Origin of the sequence: Gleimia hominis, assembly GCF_032085515.1 — a bacterium.
GTDB classification, from domain to species: Bacteria; Actinomycetota; Actinomycetes; order Actinomycetales; family Actinomycetaceae; genus Gleimia; species Gleimia hominis.
In genome coordinates this window covers 1,408,322-1,428,499 of record NZ_JASXSX010000001.1, presented here as the reverse complement: position 1 = coordinate 1,428,499, position 20,178 = coordinate 1,408,322, and the positions used below count along the sequence as shown (strand labels likewise).

The following is a 20,178-nucleotide window of genomic DNA, read 5'->3' as shown; positions in this document are numbered from 1 at the left end:
TTCCTCATCCTTCAACGGAGGATTAATGACCGGCTTGCTCGGCTTCTCCGAACCACTGGTGATCGCCGTGTTACCAGCAGGGTCCTCATCCTTCAACGGAGGATTAATGACCGGCTTGCTCGGCTTCTCCGAACCACTGGTGATCGCCGTGTTACCAGCCGGGTCCTCATCCTTCAACGGAGGATTAATGACCGGCTTGCTCGGCTTCTCCGAACCACTGGTGATCGCCGTGTTACCAGCCGGGTCCTCATCCTTCAACGGAGGATTAATGACCGGCTTGCTCGGCTTCTCCGAACCACTGGTGATCGCCGTGTTACCAGCCGGGTCCTCATCCTTCAACGGAGGATTAATGACCGGCTTGCTCGGCTTCTCCGAACCACTGGTGATCGCCGTGTTACCAGCGGGATCCTCATCTGGGACAAGGTTGGATTCTTCGTACGTCGGTACGTTTACCGAACCATCTTCCGGAGTGACATCGCTAATAGGATCCGGAACACCCTCGTTTGTTATACCAGCAGGAGTGCTGGGCACATCCGCAGGGTCCTCTTCTGGGACAAGGTTGGATTCTTCGTACGTCGGTACGTTCACCGCTCCATCTGCCGGTCGCACATCTTCGACGGGATCCGGAACCTCGTCGTTGCTAATCGTAGCAAAAGCTCCGGGTGCAGCTGCGAGTCCGGTAAGTACGAATGCCGCAGCAATACCTGTTGCAATACTTTTCTTCATTTTTACGTCCTAGTTGTATCGGAACGAACCTGTGTTGGCAGGTCTCAGAGTTAGTATGACATTGCCGGGGGGGGTGTCAACTTACCAGTCACTGATAATTTTTATACGACTATTTTCAACGCAATAGCAAGTTGACTAGGCAAAAACAAACTGTGGGGCGCCGGCAACTTCCGACGCCCCACAGAACCTCACCTGCAATAACAGGAATTAGATAAACTATATGTTGTCATAATAACTAGTCTAATATTTACACAGCTAGCGCCGCGCGCTGACGTGCAGCGGGAACGGCAACGAAACTCAAAACAAAACTCGCAACGCCCCAAAGCAATAGCGGCATCAACGTGGCAAACAATGACGTCAACTGGCCACCAATAGCAGTGTGCGTAAGCCCAGACGTAGCAATAGACAACGGCATCACCGCGTTTAAACTCTGGAAAGCTGGGGGAGCCGTTTCGATTGGCAGAATCCCACCCAGTGCAACCACCTGCACAACTAGTAGAAGTAACGCCAAGACCCGCCCGATTCGAGAGCCAAAGACAGCGAGCAGCATTTGATTAATCAATGCAAACGCTATTGCTGCAACTAACAGCACCAGCAGTGTCGTAAACGAGTTCGCGGGGCGAACCCCCACTGCGTAAGCAACCCCGAACACGCCCAAAGCCTGCACAACCGCAGAAACCATCGCGGGTGCACTCGAGCGCCAAACCACATTCATACTCGAATGGGCAGAAGAAAGCTCACGCCGCCTCAGGCCCGGCATCACCAAGAACGTTCCCAACGCGCCAATCCACAATACAAACGCAGCTGCCCACGGGAAGATCGCGTTATACGTCGCAGAAGCCTCATTCCACGTGTGAGCTTGTGCCCGAGCAGGAATACTCGCCATATCCACAATCCGCGTGCGCTCCGCATCCGTATAAGTTGGTACCTGCTTCGCCCCATCCTTCAACTGAGACGCAAACTGATTGGTTCCCTCAGTCAACTCATTCGCGCCGGCGCTCAGTTTGGATGCCCCGTCACTGAGCTGGTTAATCCCACCAGCAAGTTGACCAACCCCACTTTGCAGCTCAGGGGTGCGCGCATTCATCTCACCCAAACCAGCGGCCAATTGGTTCACACCCCACTGGAACTGTGGTACCTGCGCTTGAGCTTGCGCCAGACCCTCATACAACTGGCGCGACCCGGAAACCAACCCGGGTTGTGAACGCGTGCCATCAAACGCCACCTTGAACTGCTGCGCTCCCTGAGAAAGCTGAGCCAAGCCCTGCGCTAAACCAGGTTTAGACTGAGTGCCATTAACCCCGTCAGAAAGCTGCTGCGCTCCATCAGCCAACTGCGCTGTCCCAGCCTTCAGCTCTTGCAACTGCTCGTGTATCCCTTGCAAACCACCGGTGTTATGCATCTGGGAAGCCAAATCGTGCAACTTCGCAACCAGCTGCTTCAACTGATCTAACGCGCCCTGAAGGCTACGCGCGCTCGCGTTAACCCCCTCACCAGAGGCCGCCCGCTGACCGGGGGAGAGCTGCTGCCCCAAGTTACGTAACGGCTGCACACTCGCATCCAGACGCTTTGCAGAATCCTGCAACGATTCGCAATACGCACCAGCCTGCGCAACCGGGCACTGGTTCGCCACCGCAACCACGTGATCTGCCGCCGGCACAATATCGGCCAGCAACTGAATCTGCTCACGCCACTGCTGTAACTGAGCCTCAAGCCCCTCCAAATCCCCAAGCTCATCGCGGATCTGATCAATAATCGCCTGAATCTCAGCCGGATCAATCTTCCCGATCTCCTGTTCAAACCCCAGGATCGGTTCGATAACACCGTTCGCCGTGTCTACAAACTGACCGATATTCGCAGAAAGCTTCGCAGTTCCATCTGCCAACTGCTTACTGCCGTCAGCCAAACCGCCCTTACCATTCACACCTGCGTTAAGCTGCGCGATCCCAGGTAAGAGCCCAGCCGAACCATTGGCTCCAACAAAACCATTACGGGCCTTCGCAACCCCATCACTGAGGCTCTTCGCGCCCCCGGTCAGCTGCCCGAGGCCACCGGTGAGCTGATTAACCCCACCGGCTAACTGGTACGCACCGTCGGCGCTTTGACCAATCCCATCACTGAGCAGGCCGATTCCACCCTGCAGCTGGCCAGCACCTCCAGCAAGTTTCTTAGAACCCTGATCCAGACCATGAACGCCACCGGCAAGCTTGTGTGAACCGTCGTTTAGCTTATCCGCGCCCTCAGCAGCTGTATTTAACTGGTCTTGCATCTGGTTGAACCCCAAGTACACCTTGTCCAGCACGTTCTTAGTCAGCGCTTCCCCGAACGTTTTCGCAGCGGTCTCGCTAATCTGCTTACCGATAATCCCCATAATCGGCGAAGACGCATCGTTACTGGTCACCGTAATTAAACCTGGCGTTGCATCTGCCGTGCCGATCGTAGCGATATTCTTCGAAAAATCCTTCGGAATCGTAATGACAGCCGAGTAGGTACCGTCCTTCAAACCCTGCTCAGCATCTTTTTCTGGCACGAGGTTCCAATCAAGATTCCCCTGCACCTCCTTCTGCGGATACATTAGTCCCGCAGTGAGCTGACGGCCGAGTGGCACCGTTTTTTCCTCGCCATCGACCTGCATCTTCGCGCCCTTATCGAGGTTCACAATCGCAGCCTGCACCTGATCAAAATTATCCGTGCGCGTTCCCACCGCCCACAGGGTCAATGCAGACGCGAGTATAGGCAGCAGCAAAACCGCTACCAAAGCACGCCAATCACGCGGCCTCATCCGCCTCATCGTGCACCTTCCTTCTGAAGTTGAGCTGAGCGTAAGTGTTCAAACTCGTAAACTCGATCTTCTTCCAAACCAGCAACCGGGCCGCATCCCAAAACCACGGCGCTTCCACCACTCACATTGTCCTTCAATACCTGGGTTTCCGCGTCCGTCAACGTCCGGCGCACAATGTAGAGCGACACGTTAGTTGAGGCAACCGGCTGGCAAGTAACAATCCACCCCACATGGGGGAGCACCCGGCCTGGCTCATCCACACTTGAGACGTCACCGACAAACGCCTGGCCAGCATCCGGACGCAACCTGCCAGCCAACACCGAACATAAGGCGTGCACCTGCGCTTCATCACCGCTTAAACGCAGTATCTCACCGGGGCGAACCACTAAGTCAACGTTCTCAAATAGGGGAGTGCGCCCTGCGGTTACCGTCAGAGACTCTGCCCGCGCTGCCACGTGTCCGTGTTCCTCCTGCCATTTCTCGTGCTCAAATCGCGCTTCGATCGCAGCTCCCTCAACGTCAAATACCGGCAGAATCTTGCGCATCCACCTGGGTAAGTACCACGCGTGTGCTCCAAGCAGTTGCATTACGGCCGGCACCAAGGTCATGCGCACCAAGAACGCGTCCACGAACACGCCTACTGCCAGGCCAAATGCAATCGGTTGGACGTAGAATGAGCCTTCGGGTAAGAAGCCAGAGAACACCGAAATCATAATCAGCGCCGCCGCGATAACCACCGGGGCGGAAGCGCGGAAGCCAGTCAAAATGGAATGGTGCGGATCATTGGTGCGTACGTAGTCTTCCCGCATGCGCGACACGAGGAACAGCTCGTAATCCATCGCTAACCCAAACAACACGCCCATGAGGATGATGGGCATGAAGGAAATGACGGGACCTACTTGGTTAATGCCCAGCGCCGTATTGCCCCAACCGTCAATAAACACGAGGGTCGTCATTCCAAACGCGGCGCCAACCGACAGTAAGTACCCCAAGGTCGCCTTCAAAGGCACCCAAATGGAGCGGAATACGATCGTCAATAATCCTAGCGAGAGACCAACTACCACCACACCAAAGGGCAGGAGTGCGTCAAACAGCCGCTCAGATACGTCGATCTTCACCGCTGCCATACCGGTTACGAACGTGTTTTTAATCCCGATGTCGTCAGCCCACTTAGGTGCCCGTTCACGCAGTTCGTGCACGAGGTTTTCAGTTGCGATCGAGTCCGGGCCCTCCCGCGGAATCACCACGGCCACCCCCAGGTCCGCAGTCCGGTTCGGGGTTGCGAGTTGCACGTGGTCCACCCCTTTTATGGACTCGATTTCGCCTTTCAGATCGTCCATCAACCCGAGCGGATCAGTTGACGTCACAATGTCACCAATCACCAGGATCGGCCCGTTAATGCCCGGTCCGAACTCTTCCGCAACCAGGTCGTAGGTGTCGCGGCCCGCACTTCCCACCGGGTCCACCCCGTTATCAGGCAGACCCAAACGCAGGTTGTAGGCGGGAACCGTCATTGCCACCAGAACAGCCACGACCCCCACGATCGCGAACCACGGGTGCGCCGTCACCACTTTGGGCCATCTGGCAAGAAGTCCATTTTTCTTCTTTTTACGCGCCTTTGGTTTTACCCGGGTTCCAAGCAGCATGAGGATAGCTGGCAGCGCCGTGATTGCCACCAGTACAGCCAGCGCAACAGCTAAAGCCGCGCACAATCCCATGATCGTTAAGAAGGGAATCCGCGCAACAAAGAGCGCAGCAAGGGCAATCACAACGGTAACCCCAGCAAACGTGACTGCGGAACCAGAAGTGGCAATCGCTAGGGGAATGGACTCTTTAACGTCCATGCCGCTGCCCAGCTGGTCGCGGTGGCGCGAAACAATAAATAACGAGTAGTCAATGCCCACTGCAAGGCCGAGCATAATTGCGAGCGTTGGGGTAGTGGTGGAAATCGTTACGACTTCGCCGAGCATCATGATGATCGACATTGCAACCCCAACACCGAGCAGCCCCGTCGCAATGGGGATGAACGCCGCAATTAGGGAGCGGAACGTCACCACCAAAATGACGAGCGCTACCAGCACCCCCACAGCTTCCATGATTGACAGGGGAATGGAGGTAACTTGTTTAATCTGTCCGCCCACGTCCACGCTCAAGCCGGCGTCCTGTGCGGAGTGCGCGATCTTCTCAACCTGGTTAACCGAGGCATCATTGAGCTCGTCGATTCCAAAATCAAAGTTCACCTGGGTCATCGCATACCGATTGTTGTCCGACACCATGGGGTCCATCATGGTGTCGTCAAACGGGCTGGGGGCCGCGATCACGTGCGGCACCTTTGATATCTTCTTGGTTACATCTTCAATGGTGCTCTGGTACTTGTGAATATCCTCGCCCTTGGGGGCACCGAAAACCACTTGTCCGGAGGCTCCCGCGAACTCTGGGAATCGATCATCCAGTGTGTCTAGCCCCTGTTGTCCCTGAGTGCCTGGGATGGTGAAATCATTTCCGAGGGTAGATCCAACTGCAACCATGCCACCCACTGCGGCAACGAGGACAATTATCCAACCCGCTAAAACGGATTTCGCATGGCGTATCACCCACGCTGCCGTGCGGTATAGGAACGACGACATTAGCAACTCCAAATCCAATACATTATTGTATTCAATATACTATTGTATTCTGTAGGTGGAATCAACACAGAAGGTAGCGATGAAACGAACTAGAGAGAACACTCGCGCACGCATGATCGCCGCAGCGGCAAGCGTATTTGCCAACAAAGGCGTTGCCGGCGCTACAATAGACGACCTGACTACTGCGGCCGAGTTCACGCGCGGCGCGTTTTACTCGAATTTTTCCTCTAAAGAAGAGGCGTTCGCCGCTACGTTCGAAGACTTCACCGCGCGGCTCGTGGACAAAATCACAACCGACGCACATAAGTTGTCCTTGCAGGATCCGCCGGCACAAGCGGTAAGTTCCATCTTGGAGTCAATCCGCCCAATGGGGCGTCTGTGGGTACTACTGGATGCCGAAGCAGTTCGCCAGTCGCTTCACAACGAACAGATTCGTGGCGTGTATTTGCGAAGCCGACAACAAGTTGCAGACGTGATTGTCACCGAGCTGGCAAATCGCACGGAAGCTGCATCCGGGCAACCCAAGGCCAGTGCGGTGGACGCGCGCCGGTTAGCCACGTTTTGCGTAGGCGCGTACTCAGAAGCGATTATCGCAGAGCATTTACAAGGCGTTGATTCTACGCAGCGTCTAGTGGGTACAATCGTGTCTTTGCTTGAGGCCGTGCGCCAGCCTAAGGGTAGTGGCGCAACGGAAGACGAGTGAATGATTTTACATACCCCTCAAGCAGGTGGGGGCTAAAGTGCCTCATATCCAAATATCTATTTCTGACATAATGTACATTATCGGATGCGTGTGTTAGTGCGGCGATTCTCCGTAGCAGTGCCAACTCGCGCTAAACCCACTTCTGTAGGCCATCAGCAATGGAAATAAAACCCTAACTCGATAGGTTAACTACTAGTTGGAGAAACAAACGAGGAGGAATATAAATGTCAGATCGCGCCCTACGCGGCATGCAGATCGGTGCCAAGTCCCTAGAAACTGAAGACGGCATTGTCTTTGCAGACCGCACACAAAAACGTTACCGGTGCGAAAACGGACACGTGTTTTCCGTAACCATGTCCGTAGATGCATCCGCGCCCGCAACGTGGGAATGTAAATGTGGCGCTCCTGCGGAGTTCCTAGGTGACGCAGAGCCCGACGATTCAAAACCACCAAAACCCGTGCGCACCCACTGGGACATGCTGCTGGAACGGCGGTCAGAGGAAGAACTGGAAGTGCTCCTGCAAGAACAGCTTGAGGTGCTCCGACGCGGCGAATTGCGTGACGGAGTCGCATACCGTCGCTAACAATAATTCATGATCGACGTGAAGGAGAATGCGTGAGCACTCACCAACCACCATCCCAATCGCTGCACGACCCGCGTGACAAGCGCCTACCCGTAATCGCTCCGCCGTGCGGGCTCGTGATTTTTGGAATTACCGGAGACTTAGCGCGCAAGAAACTAGTTCCCGCACTGTACGACCTGTCTAACCGCGGTCTGCTGCACCCATCGTTTTCCCTCACGGGATTTGCACGTCGCGACTGGGGCAGCCAAGACTTCGAAGACTTTATCCGCGATTCTGTAAAGAAGAACGCGCGCACAGACTGGGACGAGAACACGTGGGAACAGTTCAGCGCAGGCCTGCGGTTCGTAGCCGGTAGTTTTGACGATTCCGAGAGTTTCGACCAGCTCGCCCAAACCGTAAAAGAACTCGACCACACCCGCGGAACCGGTGGTAACCACGCGTTCTACCTGGCTATCCCACCGGCGGCATTCCCAAAGGTCGTGTCGCAACTGGTGCGGTCGGGGCTGAACGACGAATGGGGCGAAGACCGGTTCCGCCGGGTAATTGTTGAAAAACCCTTTGGCCACGACCTGGAATCCGCCAAAGAGCTGTCGAACTTGTTGCACGGCGTGTTCTCTGAAAAAGACACGTTCCGCATCGACCACTACCTGGGGAAAGAAACCGTCCAGAATATCTTGGCGATGCGGTTTTCAAACATCATGTTTGAACCCCTGCTGAACTCGAACTACGTCGATCACGTGCAAATTACGATGGCCGAAGAGATCGGGATTGGTACGCGCGCAGGCTACTACGACGGCATCGGGCAAGCCCGCGACGTCATGCAAAACCACCTGCTGCAGCTCCTGGCTCTGACCGCCATGGAAGAGCCCGTCACATTTGGCGCCAGCGACGTGCACGTTGAGAAAGAGAAAGTCCTCTCGGCCCTACGCCTACCCAAAGACCTCGAAAGTGCGAGCGCGATTGGACAGTACACCGCCGGCTACCAAGGTGGTGAACACGTGCGCGGGTACCTCGAGGAAGACAACATCGACCAGAATTCACGCACCGAAACGTTTGCTGCCCTCAAACTATTTGTAGATACGCGACGCTGGGCGGGCGTACCCTTCTACCTCAGAACTGGGAAGCGGCTTGGGAAACGCGTGACTGAAATCGCGATCGTGTTTAAGCGGGCCGCGCACATTCCATTTGACAAGGAATCCACTGAGGAACTGGGGAACAACGCGCTGGTTATTCGCGTCCAACCGTTTGAGGGCGTGACGATCCGCTTTGGATCCAAAGTACCCGGCGTTGGCATGAGGGTGCGTGACGTAACGATGGACTTCGGCTACGGACACGCGTTCACGGAAGACTCTCCGGAAGCGTACGAGCGGCTGCTTTTGGATGCGCTAGCGGGTGACTCTCCCCTGTTCCCGAACCAGCGGGAAGTGGAGCTGTCCTGGCAGACACTAGACCCGGTGTTGAAATACTGGGGGCAAACAGGTGGGCCGCAACCCTACCGTCCGGGCACGTGGGGGCCAGAAAGCGCGGAACAAATGATGGCTCACGATGGACGCACTTGGAGGATACCGTGAAAATCACTTACCAGAACACGTCCGCAGGTGAAGTAGCGATGCGCCTGCACGAGTTGCGGGATCAAGAAAGCGCAACCGTTAGTTCCGTGCTGAACCTAGTGGCGATAATCCAGCGGGATGAACAAATTGACGCTGCAATCGAGGTCTGCGGAGCGGCGTCACACGAGCATCCGTGCCGCGTCATCATTGTTGTGGAAAACACGCAGGCGGATGGTGACTCACTCACTGCGCAGATCCACGCGGGGCCTGATATTGGCCCTTCCGAAGTGATTGTTTTGCAGCCCTCGGGCAAATCCGCCAGCGAACTAGACACGCTCGTTATGCCGCTGCTGCTAGCGGACACGCAGATAGTTGCGTTCTGGCCGTTTGAGGCCCCCGACTCCCCCGTCGAACATCCGCTTGGAAAGATCGCGGCGCGCCGCATCACGGACTCACGCTACGTGGCTGACGGGAACGAAAAGATCGCCGCCCTGGCCCACCATTACGCTCCTGGTGACACTGACCTCGCGTGGGCTGCGAGTACGCTTTGGCGGGGCCTGGTTGCCGCGATGGTGGATGAGAAACCCCGCCGCGAGATTGAAAGCGCATGCGTTAGCGGCAACGAAGCGCACCCCTCATGCCATTTACTAGCCCAATGGATGCGGACCCTACTGGGGATTCCCGTGACCCTGCATGCTACGGAAGCGGACTCAATCGAGTGCGTGAGCTTGCGCCGCCGTGATGGTTCCTCCGTGTCCCTCAGGCGCGAAAACGGTGCGTCCGTAGCGCAGCTTGAAAGGCCGAACCTGCCGGCGCTTCCAGTGCGACTCCCCCGGCGTTCCGTGGGTGACTGCTTAATGGAGGAGCTGCGGATAATGGATCCAGACGACCTGTACGGAGACGTGATCACAAGTGGTATCTCACGCGACTAAACGCGATCTAGCGCAAGAAATACGGGTGAATGCGCAGCTCGCTCGAGCGAACGCAGATAGATCGCTAGTAAACGCAGTAGAGTTAGCGAATGCGGGAAGGAAATAGCACTCTAAATGGATCTAGACGTTAGAACCTACAAGACCGAGCAGAAACTATACGACACTGCGGCACTCGCGCTGTTGAAAAAACTCGATACGTTAGCGCGGGCACAGCAAACGGACCTGCACGTGGGAGTGGCGGGAGGGTCGATCGCGACCCGGCTACTTCCGGCACTGGTGGGACTGATTGAGCAAAAATCGGAACTGACTAACCACTGGTGTCCAATCCACCTGTGGCTCGTGGACGAACGTTTCGTTGATCTCGACGGCGAAGACCGCACTGACAGCATTATTGAACGCGCGTTCAGCTCTAAAGTTCCTGCAGTCACACTGCATCGCCCCCTGCGTCCAAGCGAAGGCACGCTGGAAGAGGCGGCAGCAGATTATGAGCAGCAGCTGATCGACCAGTTCGGCGGCAACAGTGCGGCTGTGAAAATGGACTTGCTAATTATGGGGATGGGCCCCGATGGGCACATCGCCTCCCTGTTTCCCTCACATGAAACTTTGGATGCCGCGGGTTTGGTGACCTTCGAAGACGACTCGCCGAAGCCACCACCGCAGCGGATCACTATGACGATGAACCTGTTGAAACGCTCTCGCTTCGCCTGGTTCGTGATTGCCGGTAAAGATAAAGCCGCTGTCCTATCGTCCGTCGCGTCTGGTGGCGACTACCGGGAAATCCCCGCGATCGCCCTCAACCAAGTGGGAACCCTGTGGTGGTGCGACAAGGCCGCGGCCTCAAAACTCACCGCGGAACTTTAGGCTCTTTAGGCTAGCGCGCTTGCGCGTCACTGCGCCTACTGTGCCTGCGCGCGATTGCGCAGCTGCTGCAGTGCGCGCGCAAGAATCTGATCTGCTTGCGCTTCACCCCGCCGTTCCCGCAGTGTTTGCCAGTGCCGATCCGCCAGTTCCGATTGGGTTTCTTTGCATCCAGAAGCGTCATTTCCACACTCAGGTTCAGCCCCTGAGGTGCGTTCGCGCACGCAAGCAGGGTTGACATCAGATGCAGGTGAGGCGGCCGAAGCGTGCGAAACCTCGGCCGAAGCGTTCGGTACCTCGGCCGAAGAGTGCGAAACCTCGGCCGAAGCATGCGAAACCTCAGCCGTGCCCGAACCTGCCCGTGAGCGGGACGCTAGCTGAAAACACGTGGCGCAATCCACCGTGCTGGGTACAGAAAACAGTGCGTCCGCTCGGTAACGCACTGTTGTCACATGGCCTCGCGCGCAAAAATATCGAATTAACGCGATTTGCATAAACCTTTGGTTTACCCCAGCTTCATCAGCAAAGCCATCGCGATAATCGTCACGGCCCAAACCACTAAGAACCCGATCGTAATCCGGTTCAAGTTCCGCTCAGCAACCCCCGACGAACCTGCGGTAGAAGAAAGCCCCCCACCGAACATGTCCGACAAGCCGCCGCCGCGACCCTTATGCATAAGGATTGTCAGAATTAGGAAAAGGCTGCTCAGAACCAGTACCACCCTCAGGGCGATCATCAATGCGGTCACAATTTTCCCTACTATAATCTTGTCCCGCAAGGCGCGGGATAACTATCCGCCAACTGCCACGCAACCCGTGCGCGCAGCGGGGTAACTCATTTATCTCTTGGATTCTAGCGAAAAATCCCGCTCAAATACAGCGGGCAAAACGCTACCACGCACGAAGGTTCGCCTCCCCCACCCAGGAGGAAGGCGAACCTCGAAAATGTTAACTAGGCGTCGAACCGCGCGATCTTCGCGAACTCGTCAGCCTTCAACGAAGCCCCACCTACGAGCGCGCCATCAACATCGGGCTTAGCCATGATATCGGCCACGTTCCCGGACTTCACGGAACCACCGTAAAGAATCCGCGTTGCCTGCGCGGTCTCCTCGTCGTACAGCTCCGCCAGGCGCTTACGGATCGCACCACAAACCTCTTGCGCGTCATCAGGGGTGGCGACCTCACCCGTTCCGATCGCCCAAATCGGCTCGTAAGCAATCACGGAAGTCCGCACGTCCTCAGCGGACATGCCTTCGAGCGCCCCGTCGATCTGCGAAAGCACGTGCGACACCTGATTCCCGGCCTTGCGGATATCCAGGCCCTCACCACAGCAGATGATTGGTTTAATCTGGTTAGCCAGCGCAACGCGTGCCTTCTCACCAACCAGGGCGTCGGACTCGTTGTGGTATTCACGCCGCTCCGAGTGGCCAACTACCACGTAGCTGCAGCCCAGTTTCGAAAGCATCTGCGCGGAGATCTCCCCCGTGTACGCACCGTTTTCGTGCGTCGAAATATCCTGCGCACCGTACCCAATGTGCATTTCATCGCCCTCAACAACGGTCTGAACCGAACGCAGATCCGTGAATGGGGCCAGCACCACAACCTCGGTCTTACCGTAGTCGAAGTTTGAATCGGACAGTTCTGTGTGTAGGCCCTGAACCAGGTGGATCGCCTCGAGGTGATCCATATTCATCTTCCAGTTACCGGCCATCAATGGGGTTCTTGACATCGTTATTTATCCTCCAATACTGCAATGCCTGGCAGCGTTTTCCCTTCCAAAAGTTCGAGGGACGCGCCGCCACCCGTAGAAATATGTGAGAACGTGGACTCGTCAAAACCGAGCTGACGCACCGCGGCCGCGGAGTCGCCCCCGCCGATCACCGAGAAGCAGTCCCCGTCCGACAGTGCTTGCGCAACTGCACGGGTACCACCGGAGAAGTTCTCAAACTCGAACACACCCATCGGTCCGTTCCACGCTACCGTCTTTGCGTCCTTAATCTTCTCTGCGTACAGTTCCGCAGATTTCGGACCAATGTCGAGGCCCATCTGGTCTGCAGGGATCTTGTCCGCATCCACTACCGTTGGCGTGGCGTCCTTATCGAACTCTTTCGCAACCACTACGTCCACCGGAAGCACTAGGTCCACACCGTTTGCCTGTGCTTCCTCCATGTACTTCTTAACGGTAGGCACCTGATCTTCCTCAAGAAGAGACGTGCCGACCTCGTAGCCCTTTGCCTTCAGGAACGTGTACGCCATTCCCCCGCCAATCAGCAGCCGATCCGCCTTCTTCAGCAGGTTTGCGATGACGCCGAGCTTGTCGGAAACCTTGGACCCCCCAAGCACGACCGCGTAGGGACGTTCCGGATTATCCGTGGCCTTCGACAGGGATTCGATTTCCTTGAGGACCAGCAGCCCGGCAGCAGATGGGAGCTTCTTCGCGATGTCGTAAACCGAAGTTTGCTTGCGGTGCACCACCCCGAAACCGTCGGATACGTAGCAGTCTGCGAGTGCTGCGAGTTCAGTCGCCATTTCGTCGCGTTCCGCATCGTCCTTTGAGGTTTCGCGTGGGTCAAACCGCACGTTTTCAAGCAGCAGGATCTGGCCGTCTTCAAGGGCTTCGGATTCCGCGCGCGCGGATTCACCCGTCGTGTCTTTTGCGAGCGTTACTTTAACTCCGCTGAGTTCGCTCAGGCGCTGCGCTACTGGGGCGAGGGAAAACTCGGGTTTCACCTGTCCCTTCGGGCGCCCTAGGTGAGCCATGACGATTACTTTCGCGCCCGCATCCAACAGTTTCTTGAGCGTCGGAATCGCCGCGCGGATCCGCCCATCATCGGTGATTTTGCCGTCTGACAGGGGCACGTTGAAATCAGAGCGGACTAGAACCCGTTTACCTTTGAGGTCGCCGAGACTATCAATTGTTTTAAGCATTTATCTTCTCCTTTTCTAGCTACTGCCTCAGTGCAGTGCCGGAAACAATTAGGCGCCCGCACACATCAAGATCGTGTGCGGGCGCCATTGCTTTAAAGCGTCAAACAGTTACTAGAGACGCTCGCCCACGTAAACCGTGAGGTTCACAAGAGCGTTTGAGTAGCCCCACTCGTTGTCGTACCAGGAAACAACCTTAACCTGGTCACCGATCACCTTGGTTAGCGGTGCGTCGATGATCGACGTGTGCGGGTCGGTGGTGATATCGGTCGAAACCAGGTATCCCTCCGAGTAGTCCAAAATGCCCTTCAGGTCGCCTTCAGCAGCCTTCTTCAGTGCAGCGTTCACGTCTTCCGCGGTTACGCCACTCTTCTTCGGGGTGAAGGTGAGGTCCGTTACCGAACCCGTGGGAACCGGTACGCGCAGTGCGTAGCCGTCCAGTTTACCCTTCAGCTGGGGCAGAACCAGGGACACGGCCTTTGCAGCACCCGTGGTGGTCGGCACGATGTTCAGCGCGGCAGCGCGAGCGCGACGCAGGTCCTTGTGGGGCGCGTCGTGGATCCGCTGGTCACCGGTGTAAGCGTGAATCGTGGTCATCAGACCCTGCTCAATCCCGAACTCTTCGTCCAGGACCTTCGCCATTGGCGCCAGGCAGTTCGTGGTGCAGGATGCGTTCGAGATGATGTTGTGCTTAGCCGGATCGTAGTCCGTGTGGTTAACACCCATTACGAACGTGGCGTCTTCGTTCTTCGCCGGAGCGGAGATGATGACCTTCTTGGCTCCACCATCGATGTGTGCCTTCGCCTTCGTCGCATCGGTGAACAGACCGGTGGACTCGATTACGATGTCGGCGCCAACCTCTCCCCAGTTAATGTTGGAGGGATCGCGCTCTTCGAACGTCTTGATGGTTTTGCCACCAACGGTGATGGAGTTCTCGTCATAGGAGACTTCCTGGTCGAGCTTACCCAGGATCGAGTCCCACTGAAGCAGGTGAGCCAGGGTTTCATTGTCAGTTAGATCGTTTACACCAACAACCTCGATGTCAGCGCCCTTCTTGAGGGCGGCACGGAAGAAGTTACGTCCAATACGACCGAAGCCGTTAATACCGACGCGGATGGTCACTATGTCCTCCTATAATGCGCATCAGCGGCGCATTGTCGTCTGTTGAAACCGAAAGGGTCTGAAATTTCCCTCCCGGTCCGCAGTGTTCTGCGGTTCCAGCAATTACAAATTTACACGGTTTTGGAGTTTTTAGTAGGCCCACATGTCCTATTTTCTCCAACGACGAATGAAAGCGTGAAAAGTATCACACTCTTATTCTTCGATGTGGAGGTCCTTTAACGCACTTTCCGTATCGCTTATCCCCTGCTCGTGCGCGGATTTATCCGCCATAGCAAGGAGGCGCCGGATACGTCCCGCGATCGCATCTTTCGTTAAAGGTGGGGTGGACAGCTTACCTAATTCTTCTAACGAAGCTTGCTTGTGCTTAATGCGCAATTTACCTGCTTGTAACAAATGTTCGGGCACGTCCTCACCTAAAATTTCAAAGGCGCGCGCCACTCGGGCACCAGCGGCCACTGCCGCCTGCGCGGAACGACGCAGGTTCGCATCATCGAAATTAGCCAGTCGGTTCGCACTCCCGCGCGCCACCCGCCGGTCGCGTCGTTCCTGCCACGTCTTCAAGGTCTTATATGCCCCCAGGGCCGTGAGGATATTGGTTATGCTCTCGGCGTCGCGAATAATAACGCGGTGTGCATCCCGCACTTCCCGAACTCGGCCGTGCCCACCGAGCCGACGGGCCACCCCCACCATTGCCAGGGCCGCTTCCGGGCCTGGGGAGGTCAGTTCCATCGATGAGGACCGGCCGGGTTCCATCAAGGAACCGCGGGCAAGGAATGCCCCTCGCCAGGCTGCGAGTGCCTCTCGGTCTCCCGCTGCCACAATCTGCGGGGGTAAGCCGCGCACTGGCCGTCCGTGAGTATCAATGAGACCGCTCATCCGCGCCAGCCGCTCCGCCGACTCCACAATCCGAATTACGTAGCGGTCCCCCTTCTTCAGCGCCCCACCGGACACAATCACCACGGAGGAATCTATGTCGTAAAGCTTTTGGATAAACATTCGTAACCGCTTCGCAGCCAGTTCCATATCCAGCTCCGCCTCAATCACGATGCGACGCGAAACCAGGTTCAACCCACCTGCGAACCGCAGCGTAGCCGCGACCTCCGCAGCAACCTGGGACGGTTTATTAACCGGCGTAGTCACAATTTCGCGTTTCAAATCAGCAGTCAACGACATAGGCGTGCTTATCCCTCATTTAACAACGATTCCGAATGCTCTAAAGACATTATTCTACGCCAGCCACGTTTCCGGGTGGCCAACCTGCCCCAGTACCCCCTCGAACGCGTCCCGCAGTGCAGCCGCTAACCGCAGCGGATCATGCAGCGCTCGGTTACCACCCATCGACACTTGTCGCAGCAATAGGCGCGCCCCCACTTTGCGGGCTGCCTCCTCAAGCTCATCAATATCGTCAACAACGGCGGGTTCGGCAATAATCACGTCCAATGCCAAATCGGGCGCGTGCTCAGCGAGGACACGCACGTGGTCTGCTGAAGACATCTCGTCCGTCTCCCCCACTTGCGTGGACAGATTCAAAATGAGCGCGCGACGCGCAGGCGTGCGCACCAGGGCCTCGTGAATATCGGACACCAAAAGGTGCGGCAACACCGAGGTGTACCAAGAGCCCGGGCCGAGCACCACCCAATCGGCCTGCTCAATGGCCTCCAGCACTTCTGGAACCACGGGAGGGTTGTTGGGAATCAGCCGGATGTGCTCAACTTTTCCCGCGGCCTTCGCAACCTGCGCCTGCCCGCGGATCGTGCGTTTTTGCCCGGCACAATCCAAGTCTGCTTCAATCTGCAACGGCACCGCCGCCATCGGCAGAACCCGGCCGTGCGCACCCAGTAGGCGCGCCACCCAATCCAAGCCCGAAACCTGGTCCTCCAGCAGCTGCCACAGGGCCACGATCAAGAGGTTTCCGAGCGCGTGGTTATCCAACGACCCGTCCGTCTTAAACCGGTGCTGCAGCACGTCCCGCCAGGTTAAGCCCCATTCTGACTCGTCACACAGCGCCGATAGGGCCATGCGTAAATCACCGGGTGGAAGCACGTCCATTTCGTCGCGCAGCCGGCCCGACGACCCGCCGTCGTCCGCTACCGTCACCACTGCCGTGAGGTTGTGCGTAATGTGCCGCAGTGCCCGCAGCGTGGCGGACAGCCCGTGCCCACCCCCGAACGCAACTACGCGCGCCCCGGTTTCACCACGCTTGGGCCAGCCCTCTTCATCTAGAAGCCCCACGACTGCCTCATTCCCTTCCTAAATCCCGGTGGAGCACCCGCACGGGAAAATCGTAATCCCGAAGCGTGCGCGCAATCAGTTCGGTCATCGCCACCGACCGGTGTTTACCGCCCGTACACCCCACCGCGATCGTTACAAACGGTTTCAGCTCCGACAGGTACCCTCGCAGCATCGGCGCCAGAAGATTAGCGTACCCCACGGCGAAATCACGTGCGCCCTCTTGCTCCATCACATACCGGGCCACCGGCTCATCTCGGCCCGTGAGGTGGCGCAGCTCCGTTACCCAATACGGGTTTTTCAAAAACCGCACGTCGACCACGTGGTCGGCATCCAGGGGAATCCCGTATTTGAAACCGAACGACATTACCGTGAGCTTCAGGGGTGTATCCCCCGCTCCCGCGACCACGTCCCGCATGTGGCGCGTCAGGTCGTGCACACTCATGCTCGTCGTGTCGATAATCACGTCCGCCATCTGCCGCACCGGCCCCAGCGTCTCGCGTTCTAACCGAATCCCATCGAGAATCCGCCCGTCACCCTGCAGTGGGTGCGGCCGCCGGTTCGACTCATATCGGCGCACCAGCGTGGCCTCATCACATTCTAAATAGATGAGTCGAAAATTAATCTTCTCCTCGTCCAACTGGTGCAAAACAGAAGAGAAGTCGCGAAAAAACTCTCGGCTGCGCACGTCCACGACGGCTCCTAGTCGGTGTACCCCACCGCCATCGGCGGTCATCATGCCCGCCAGTGCTGGCAACAGGTTTGGCGGCAGATTGTCCACCACGTACCAATCCAGGTCCTCCAGAGCCATTGCCGCACGCGTGCGGCCAGCTCCCGATTGGCCGGTGATTATGAGCATTTCCGGATCCGGATTCTTCGGAAGCCGGGAAGTCTCGTCTAGCAGGGGGATGCCCGCCGGGAACGTGGGCGGATTCGAATCAGATTCTTTCCGCTGTGGATCAGATGGGGAGGAAGGGTTGTTTGAAGTCATAGTCTAAGTGTGCCAAAAATCACCGCGGTTTGGGTTCAGAACCTGGTTTTTTCGCTAGGCGCTCATCGATCTGACGGGCGAGCTCCGGGCCGATCCCCTTGACCTCCTGCAGCTGCTCCTGCGTGGCGGCGCGGATGCGTTTTACGGATTTGAAGTGGCGCAGCAAAGCCTTCTGCTTCGCCGGCCCCAGGCCCGGCACCGTATCCAGCACGGACTTCGTCATCGCTTTGCCCCGCCGCTTGCGGTGGTGGGTAATGGCGAATCGGTGGGACTCATCGCGCAGATACTGCAGTAGGTACAGCCCTTCTGAGGTGCGCGGCAAAATCGCTGGATACTCATCGTTCGGGATCCACACTTCCTCAAGCCGTTTCGCCAACCCGATTACAGGAATGTCGACGCCTAATTCTTCAAGCGTGGCCTGCGCCGCATTAACTTGCGGAAGCCCGCCATCCACGACCACCAGGTCGGGTCGGTACGAGAACCTGCGGGGCAGGCCCGTGTTGGGATCCACAGGGCCAGATTCGAAAGGCACGCCGTCCGCGTCCTCACCTTCAATCCCCGCTTCTTCCGCCAAGAGGCGTTTGAACCGCCGCGTCAGCACTTCGCGCATCGCGGCTGTGTCGTCGTGCGTGCCCTCTTGCGTGCCGCGCACGATGAAGTGCCGATAGTCCTTTTTACGGGGCGCTCCGTCCTCGAACACCACCATGGATCCCACCGGATAGCTGCCTTGCGTATGAGAAATGTCATAGCATTCTATCCGCAGGGGAGCTTCTTCGAGTCCCAACGCGTCCACGAGATCGTTTAAAGACCGCGTGCGCTGCGTCAGATCTCCAGCGCGACGCATCTTGTGTAGCCGCATGGTCTCTTTTGCGTTCGAACGCACCGTGTCCATGAGCTTGCGTTTGTCCCCCCGTTGAGGTTTCAGCAGCTCAACGTGTGCCCCCCGCTGCTTACTGAGCCACCGCTGCATAACCGCTTGTTTGGTGGGCAGCACGGACACGAGGACCTGAGCTGGAATCGCGGATGTAGGCGTGTGTTCCACGTCGTCCACCGATACCGCTGCTTCTCGCTGCCGCGCTGTCGGATCCTGATCGACGTCCGCGTACGCTTGCTGCAGCAGACGTTCCATCAGCTCCGCGTCATCCACGTTTTCTTCACGATCGATCACCCACGCGCGCGCACCCCGAATCCGGCCTCCCCGCACGTGAAACACCTGCACCGCGGATTCCAGCTCGTCCGACACGAGCGCGAAGAAGTCCGCATCCGTACCGTCGTTCAACACCACCACGTTCTGCTCTTGAATCTGCTCCAAGGCTTTAATGTCGTCGCGCAGCCGTGCGGCCCGTTCAAAATCTAACGCGTCCGCTGCCTCGCGCATCTCCTCCTTGCGCGCGCGAATAAACGGCCCCACCTTACCGGCCATGAACCGGCAGATCTCCTCCGCCATAGCGCGGTGCTCCTCGAGCGAAATCCGCCCCACGCAGGGGGCACTGCACCGGTCGATATCCCCCAATAGACACGGCCGCCCCGATGCTTGTGCCCGGCGCAGCACCCCCGCACTGCACGTGCGCACCGGGAACACGCTCTGTAGCTGGTCCACAGTCTTGTGCAGCGCGTACACCTGCGAGTACGGGCCAAAATACCGGGTACCGGGTTTACGCGCCCCCCTCATCACCTGCATGCGGGGAATCTCCTCCCCCATTGAAACCGCCAGGTAGGGGTAAGACTTGTCGTCGCGGAAAATGATGTTGAACCGCGGGGAGTACTGTTTAATCCACGAGTACTCCAGCGTGAGGGCCTCCACCTCATTTTTAACGACCGTCCACTGAACAGAACTGGCGGTCGTGACCATCCGGTGGGTGCGCGGATGCAGATGTTCCACGTCGTTGAAATAAGACGACAAGCGGTTACGCAGATTCTTCGCCTTCCCCACGTAAATCACGCGGCCCTGCCGGTCGCGGAAACGATACACGCCCGGGTCCGTAGGGATCTGCGAGCGCGCAGGCGCATAGGTAGAAGGATCAGCCACGCCCTAAGTGTATTAGGCAGCGCGAAACTGGCAAGTAGGAGCCATTCAAACCGGTTGTTGACCGCGTGTGCGCGCAGAAAAACGGACGTGGTATTTTATGAGCATTGAGTTTTGAAACGCA

General features: G+C 57.3%; 17 protein-coding genes. 5 read left to right on the top strand and 12 right to left on the bottom strand.

Annotated elements, in window-relative coordinates:
* From QS713_RS06060 to QS713_RS06050, 3 genes are all read right to left on the bottom strand, one after another.
* Positions 1 to 726: hypothetical protein (locus QS713_RS06060; RefSeq protein WP_313273352.1), on the bottom strand; the 726-nt coding region annotated here is incomplete at its 3' end.
* Between the two features lie 247 nt (positions 727 to 973).
* Positions 974 to 3,517: a YhgE/Pip family protein gene (locus QS713_RS06055; protein WP_313273349.1), complete on the bottom strand. Its 2,544-nt coding sequence runs from the start codon at positions 3,515 to 3,517 to the stop codon at positions 974 to 976.
* Complete coding sequence (locus QS713_RS06050) at positions 3,514 to 6,135, bottom strand: MMPL family transporter (RefSeq protein ID WP_313273348.1); 2,622 nt, start codon at positions 6,133 to 6,135, stop codon at positions 3,514 to 3,516. The genes QS713_RS06055 and QS713_RS06050 overlap by 4 nt, the downstream gene beginning before the upstream one ends.
* A gap of 79 nt (positions 6,136 to 6,214) precedes the next feature.
* Here QS713_RS06050 and QS713_RS06045 point away from each other — a divergent pair, with 79 nt between their 5' ends.
* The 5 genes from QS713_RS06045 to pgl all read left to right on the top strand — a co-directional run bounded on the left by QS713_RS06045 (position 6,215) and on the right by pgl (position 10,765).
* Positions 6,215 to 6,838 (top strand): TetR/AcrR family transcriptional regulator, encoded by a 624-nt coding sequence (locus QS713_RS06045; protein WP_313273346.1) that lies wholly within the window; start codon positions 6,215 to 6,217, stop codon positions 6,836 to 6,838.
* 224 nt (positions 6,839 to 7,062) lie between these two features.
* Complete coding sequence (locus QS713_RS06040; protein ID WP_102215817.1) at positions 7,063 to 7,422, top strand: RNA polymerase-binding protein RbpA; 360 nt, start codon at positions 7,063 to 7,065, stop codon at positions 7,420 to 7,422.
* 32 nt (positions 7,423 to 7,454) lie between these two features.
* Positions 7,455 to 8,993 (top strand): glucose-6-phosphate dehydrogenase, encoded by a 1,539-nt coding sequence (zwf, locus tag QS713_RS06035; protein ID WP_313273342.1) that lies wholly within the window; start codon positions 7,455 to 7,457, stop codon positions 8,991 to 8,993.
* On the top strand, positions 8,990 to 9,904 hold the full coding sequence (locus QS713_RS06030; protein ID WP_313273341.1) for a glucose-6-phosphate dehydrogenase assembly protein OpcA: 915 nt from the start codon (positions 8,990 to 8,992) through the stop codon (positions 9,902 to 9,904). Before zwf ends, QS713_RS06030 begins: the two co-directional genes overlap by 4 nt.
* Positions 9,905 to 10,018: 114 nt before the next feature.
* Positions 10,019 to 10,765 carry a 6-phosphogluconolactonase gene (gene pgl / locus QS713_RS06025; RefSeq protein WP_313273339.1) on the top strand — a complete coding sequence of 249 codons (747 nt, stop codon included), beginning with the start codon at positions 10,019 to 10,021 and terminating at the stop codon, positions 10,763 to 10,765.
* A 35-nt stretch (positions 10,766 to 10,800) separates the two neighbouring features.
* On the opposite strand, the gene QS713_RS06020 is transcribed toward pgl, so the two are convergent.
* The 9 genes from QS713_RS06020 to uvrC all read right to left on the bottom strand — a co-directional run bounded on the left by QS713_RS06020 (position 10,801) and on the right by uvrC (position 20,057).
* Entirely contained in the window at positions 10,801 to 11,214 is a 414-nt protein-coding gene (locus tag QS713_RS06020) for an RNA polymerase-binding protein RbpA (protein WP_313273336.1), read from the bottom strand.
* Positions 11,215 to 11,267: 53 nt separating this feature from the next.
* The gene (gene secG / locus QS713_RS06015) at positions 11,268 to 11,510 is read right to left on the bottom strand and encodes a preprotein translocase subunit SecG (RefSeq protein WP_102215822.1); all 243 of its coding nucleotides are present in this window, start codon (positions 11,508 to 11,510) and stop codon (positions 11,268 to 11,270) included.
* 203 nt (positions 11,511 to 11,713) lie between these two features.
* Positions 11,714 to 12,490 (bottom strand): triose-phosphate isomerase, encoded by a 777-nt coding sequence (gene tpiA / locus QS713_RS06010; protein ID WP_313273332.1) that lies wholly within the window; start codon positions 12,488 to 12,490, stop codon positions 11,714 to 11,716.
* Between the two features lie 2 nt (positions 12,491 to 12,492).
* Positions 12,493 to 13,689: a phosphoglycerate kinase gene (locus tag QS713_RS06005; RefSeq protein ID WP_313273330.1), complete on the bottom strand. Its 1,197-nt coding sequence runs from the start codon at positions 13,687 to 13,689 to the stop codon at positions 12,493 to 12,495.
* A gap of 111 nt (positions 13,690 to 13,800) precedes the next feature.
* Positions 13,801 to 14,808, bottom strand: a complete 1,008-nt coding sequence (gene gap, locus QS713_RS06000) for a type I glyceraldehyde-3-phosphate dehydrogenase (protein ID WP_102215825.1) — start codon at positions 14,806 to 14,808, stop codon at positions 13,801 to 13,803.
* Positions 14,809 to 15,000: 192 nt separating this feature from the next.
* Positions 15,001 to 15,981, bottom strand: coding sequence for a DNA-binding protein WhiA (whiA, locus tag QS713_RS05995; RefSeq protein ID WP_313273328.1), 981 nt, complete (start codon positions 15,979 to 15,981; stop codon positions 15,001 to 15,003).
* Positions 15,982 to 16,035: 54 nt separating this feature from the next.
* Positions 16,036 to 17,040 (bottom strand): gluconeogenesis factor YvcK family protein, encoded by a 1,005-nt coding sequence (locus QS713_RS05990; RefSeq protein WP_313273325.1) that lies wholly within the window; start codon positions 17,038 to 17,040, stop codon positions 16,036 to 16,038.
* Positions 17,041 to 17,047: 7 nt separating this feature from the next.
* Complete coding sequence (gene rapZ, locus QS713_RS05985) at positions 17,048 to 18,028, bottom strand: RNase adapter RapZ (protein WP_313273324.1); 981 nt, start codon at positions 18,026 to 18,028, stop codon at positions 17,048 to 17,050.
* Between the two features lie 19 nt (positions 18,029 to 18,047).
* A complete protein-coding gene (gene uvrC, locus QS713_RS05980; protein WP_313273322.1) occupies positions 18,048 to 20,057 on the bottom strand; it encodes an excinuclease ABC subunit UvrC in 2,010 nt (669 codons plus the stop codon).
* Positions 20,058 to 20,178: the final 121 nt, after the last annotated feature.

Coding starts and splice junctions, on each gene's coding strand:
- QS713_RS06055 (WP_313273349.1), bottom strand. CDS start 3,517: ATGAGGCGGATGAGGCCGCGTGATTGGCGTGCTTTGGTAGCGGTTTTG.
- QS713_RS06050 (WP_313273348.1), bottom strand. CDS start 6,135: ATGTCGTCGTTCCTATACCGCACGGCAGCGTGGGTGATACGCCATGCG.
- QS713_RS06045 (WP_313273346.1), top strand. CDS start 6,215: ATGAAACGAACTAGAGAGAACACTCGCGCACGCATGATCGCCGCAGCG.
- QS713_RS06040 (WP_102215817.1), top strand. CDS start 7,063: ATGTCAGATCGCGCCCTACGCGGCATGCAGATCGGTGCCAAGTCCCTA.
- pgl (WP_313273339.1), top strand. CDS start 10,019: ATGGATCTAGACGTTAGAACCTACAAGACCGAGCAGAAACTATACGAC.
- tpiA (WP_313273332.1), bottom strand. CDS start 12,490: ATGTCAAGAACCCCATTGATGGCCGGTAACTGGAAGATGAATATGGAT.
- QS713_RS06005 (WP_313273330.1), bottom strand. CDS start 13,689: ATGCTTAAAACAATTGATAGTCTCGGCGACCTCAAAGGTAAACGGGTT.
- whiA (WP_313273328.1), bottom strand. CDS start 15,981: ATGTCGTTGACTGCTGATTTGAAACGCGAAATTGTGACTACGCCGGTT.
- rapZ (WP_313273324.1), bottom strand. CDS start 18,028: ATGACTTCAAACAACCCTTCCTCCCCATCTGATCCACAGCGGAAAGAA.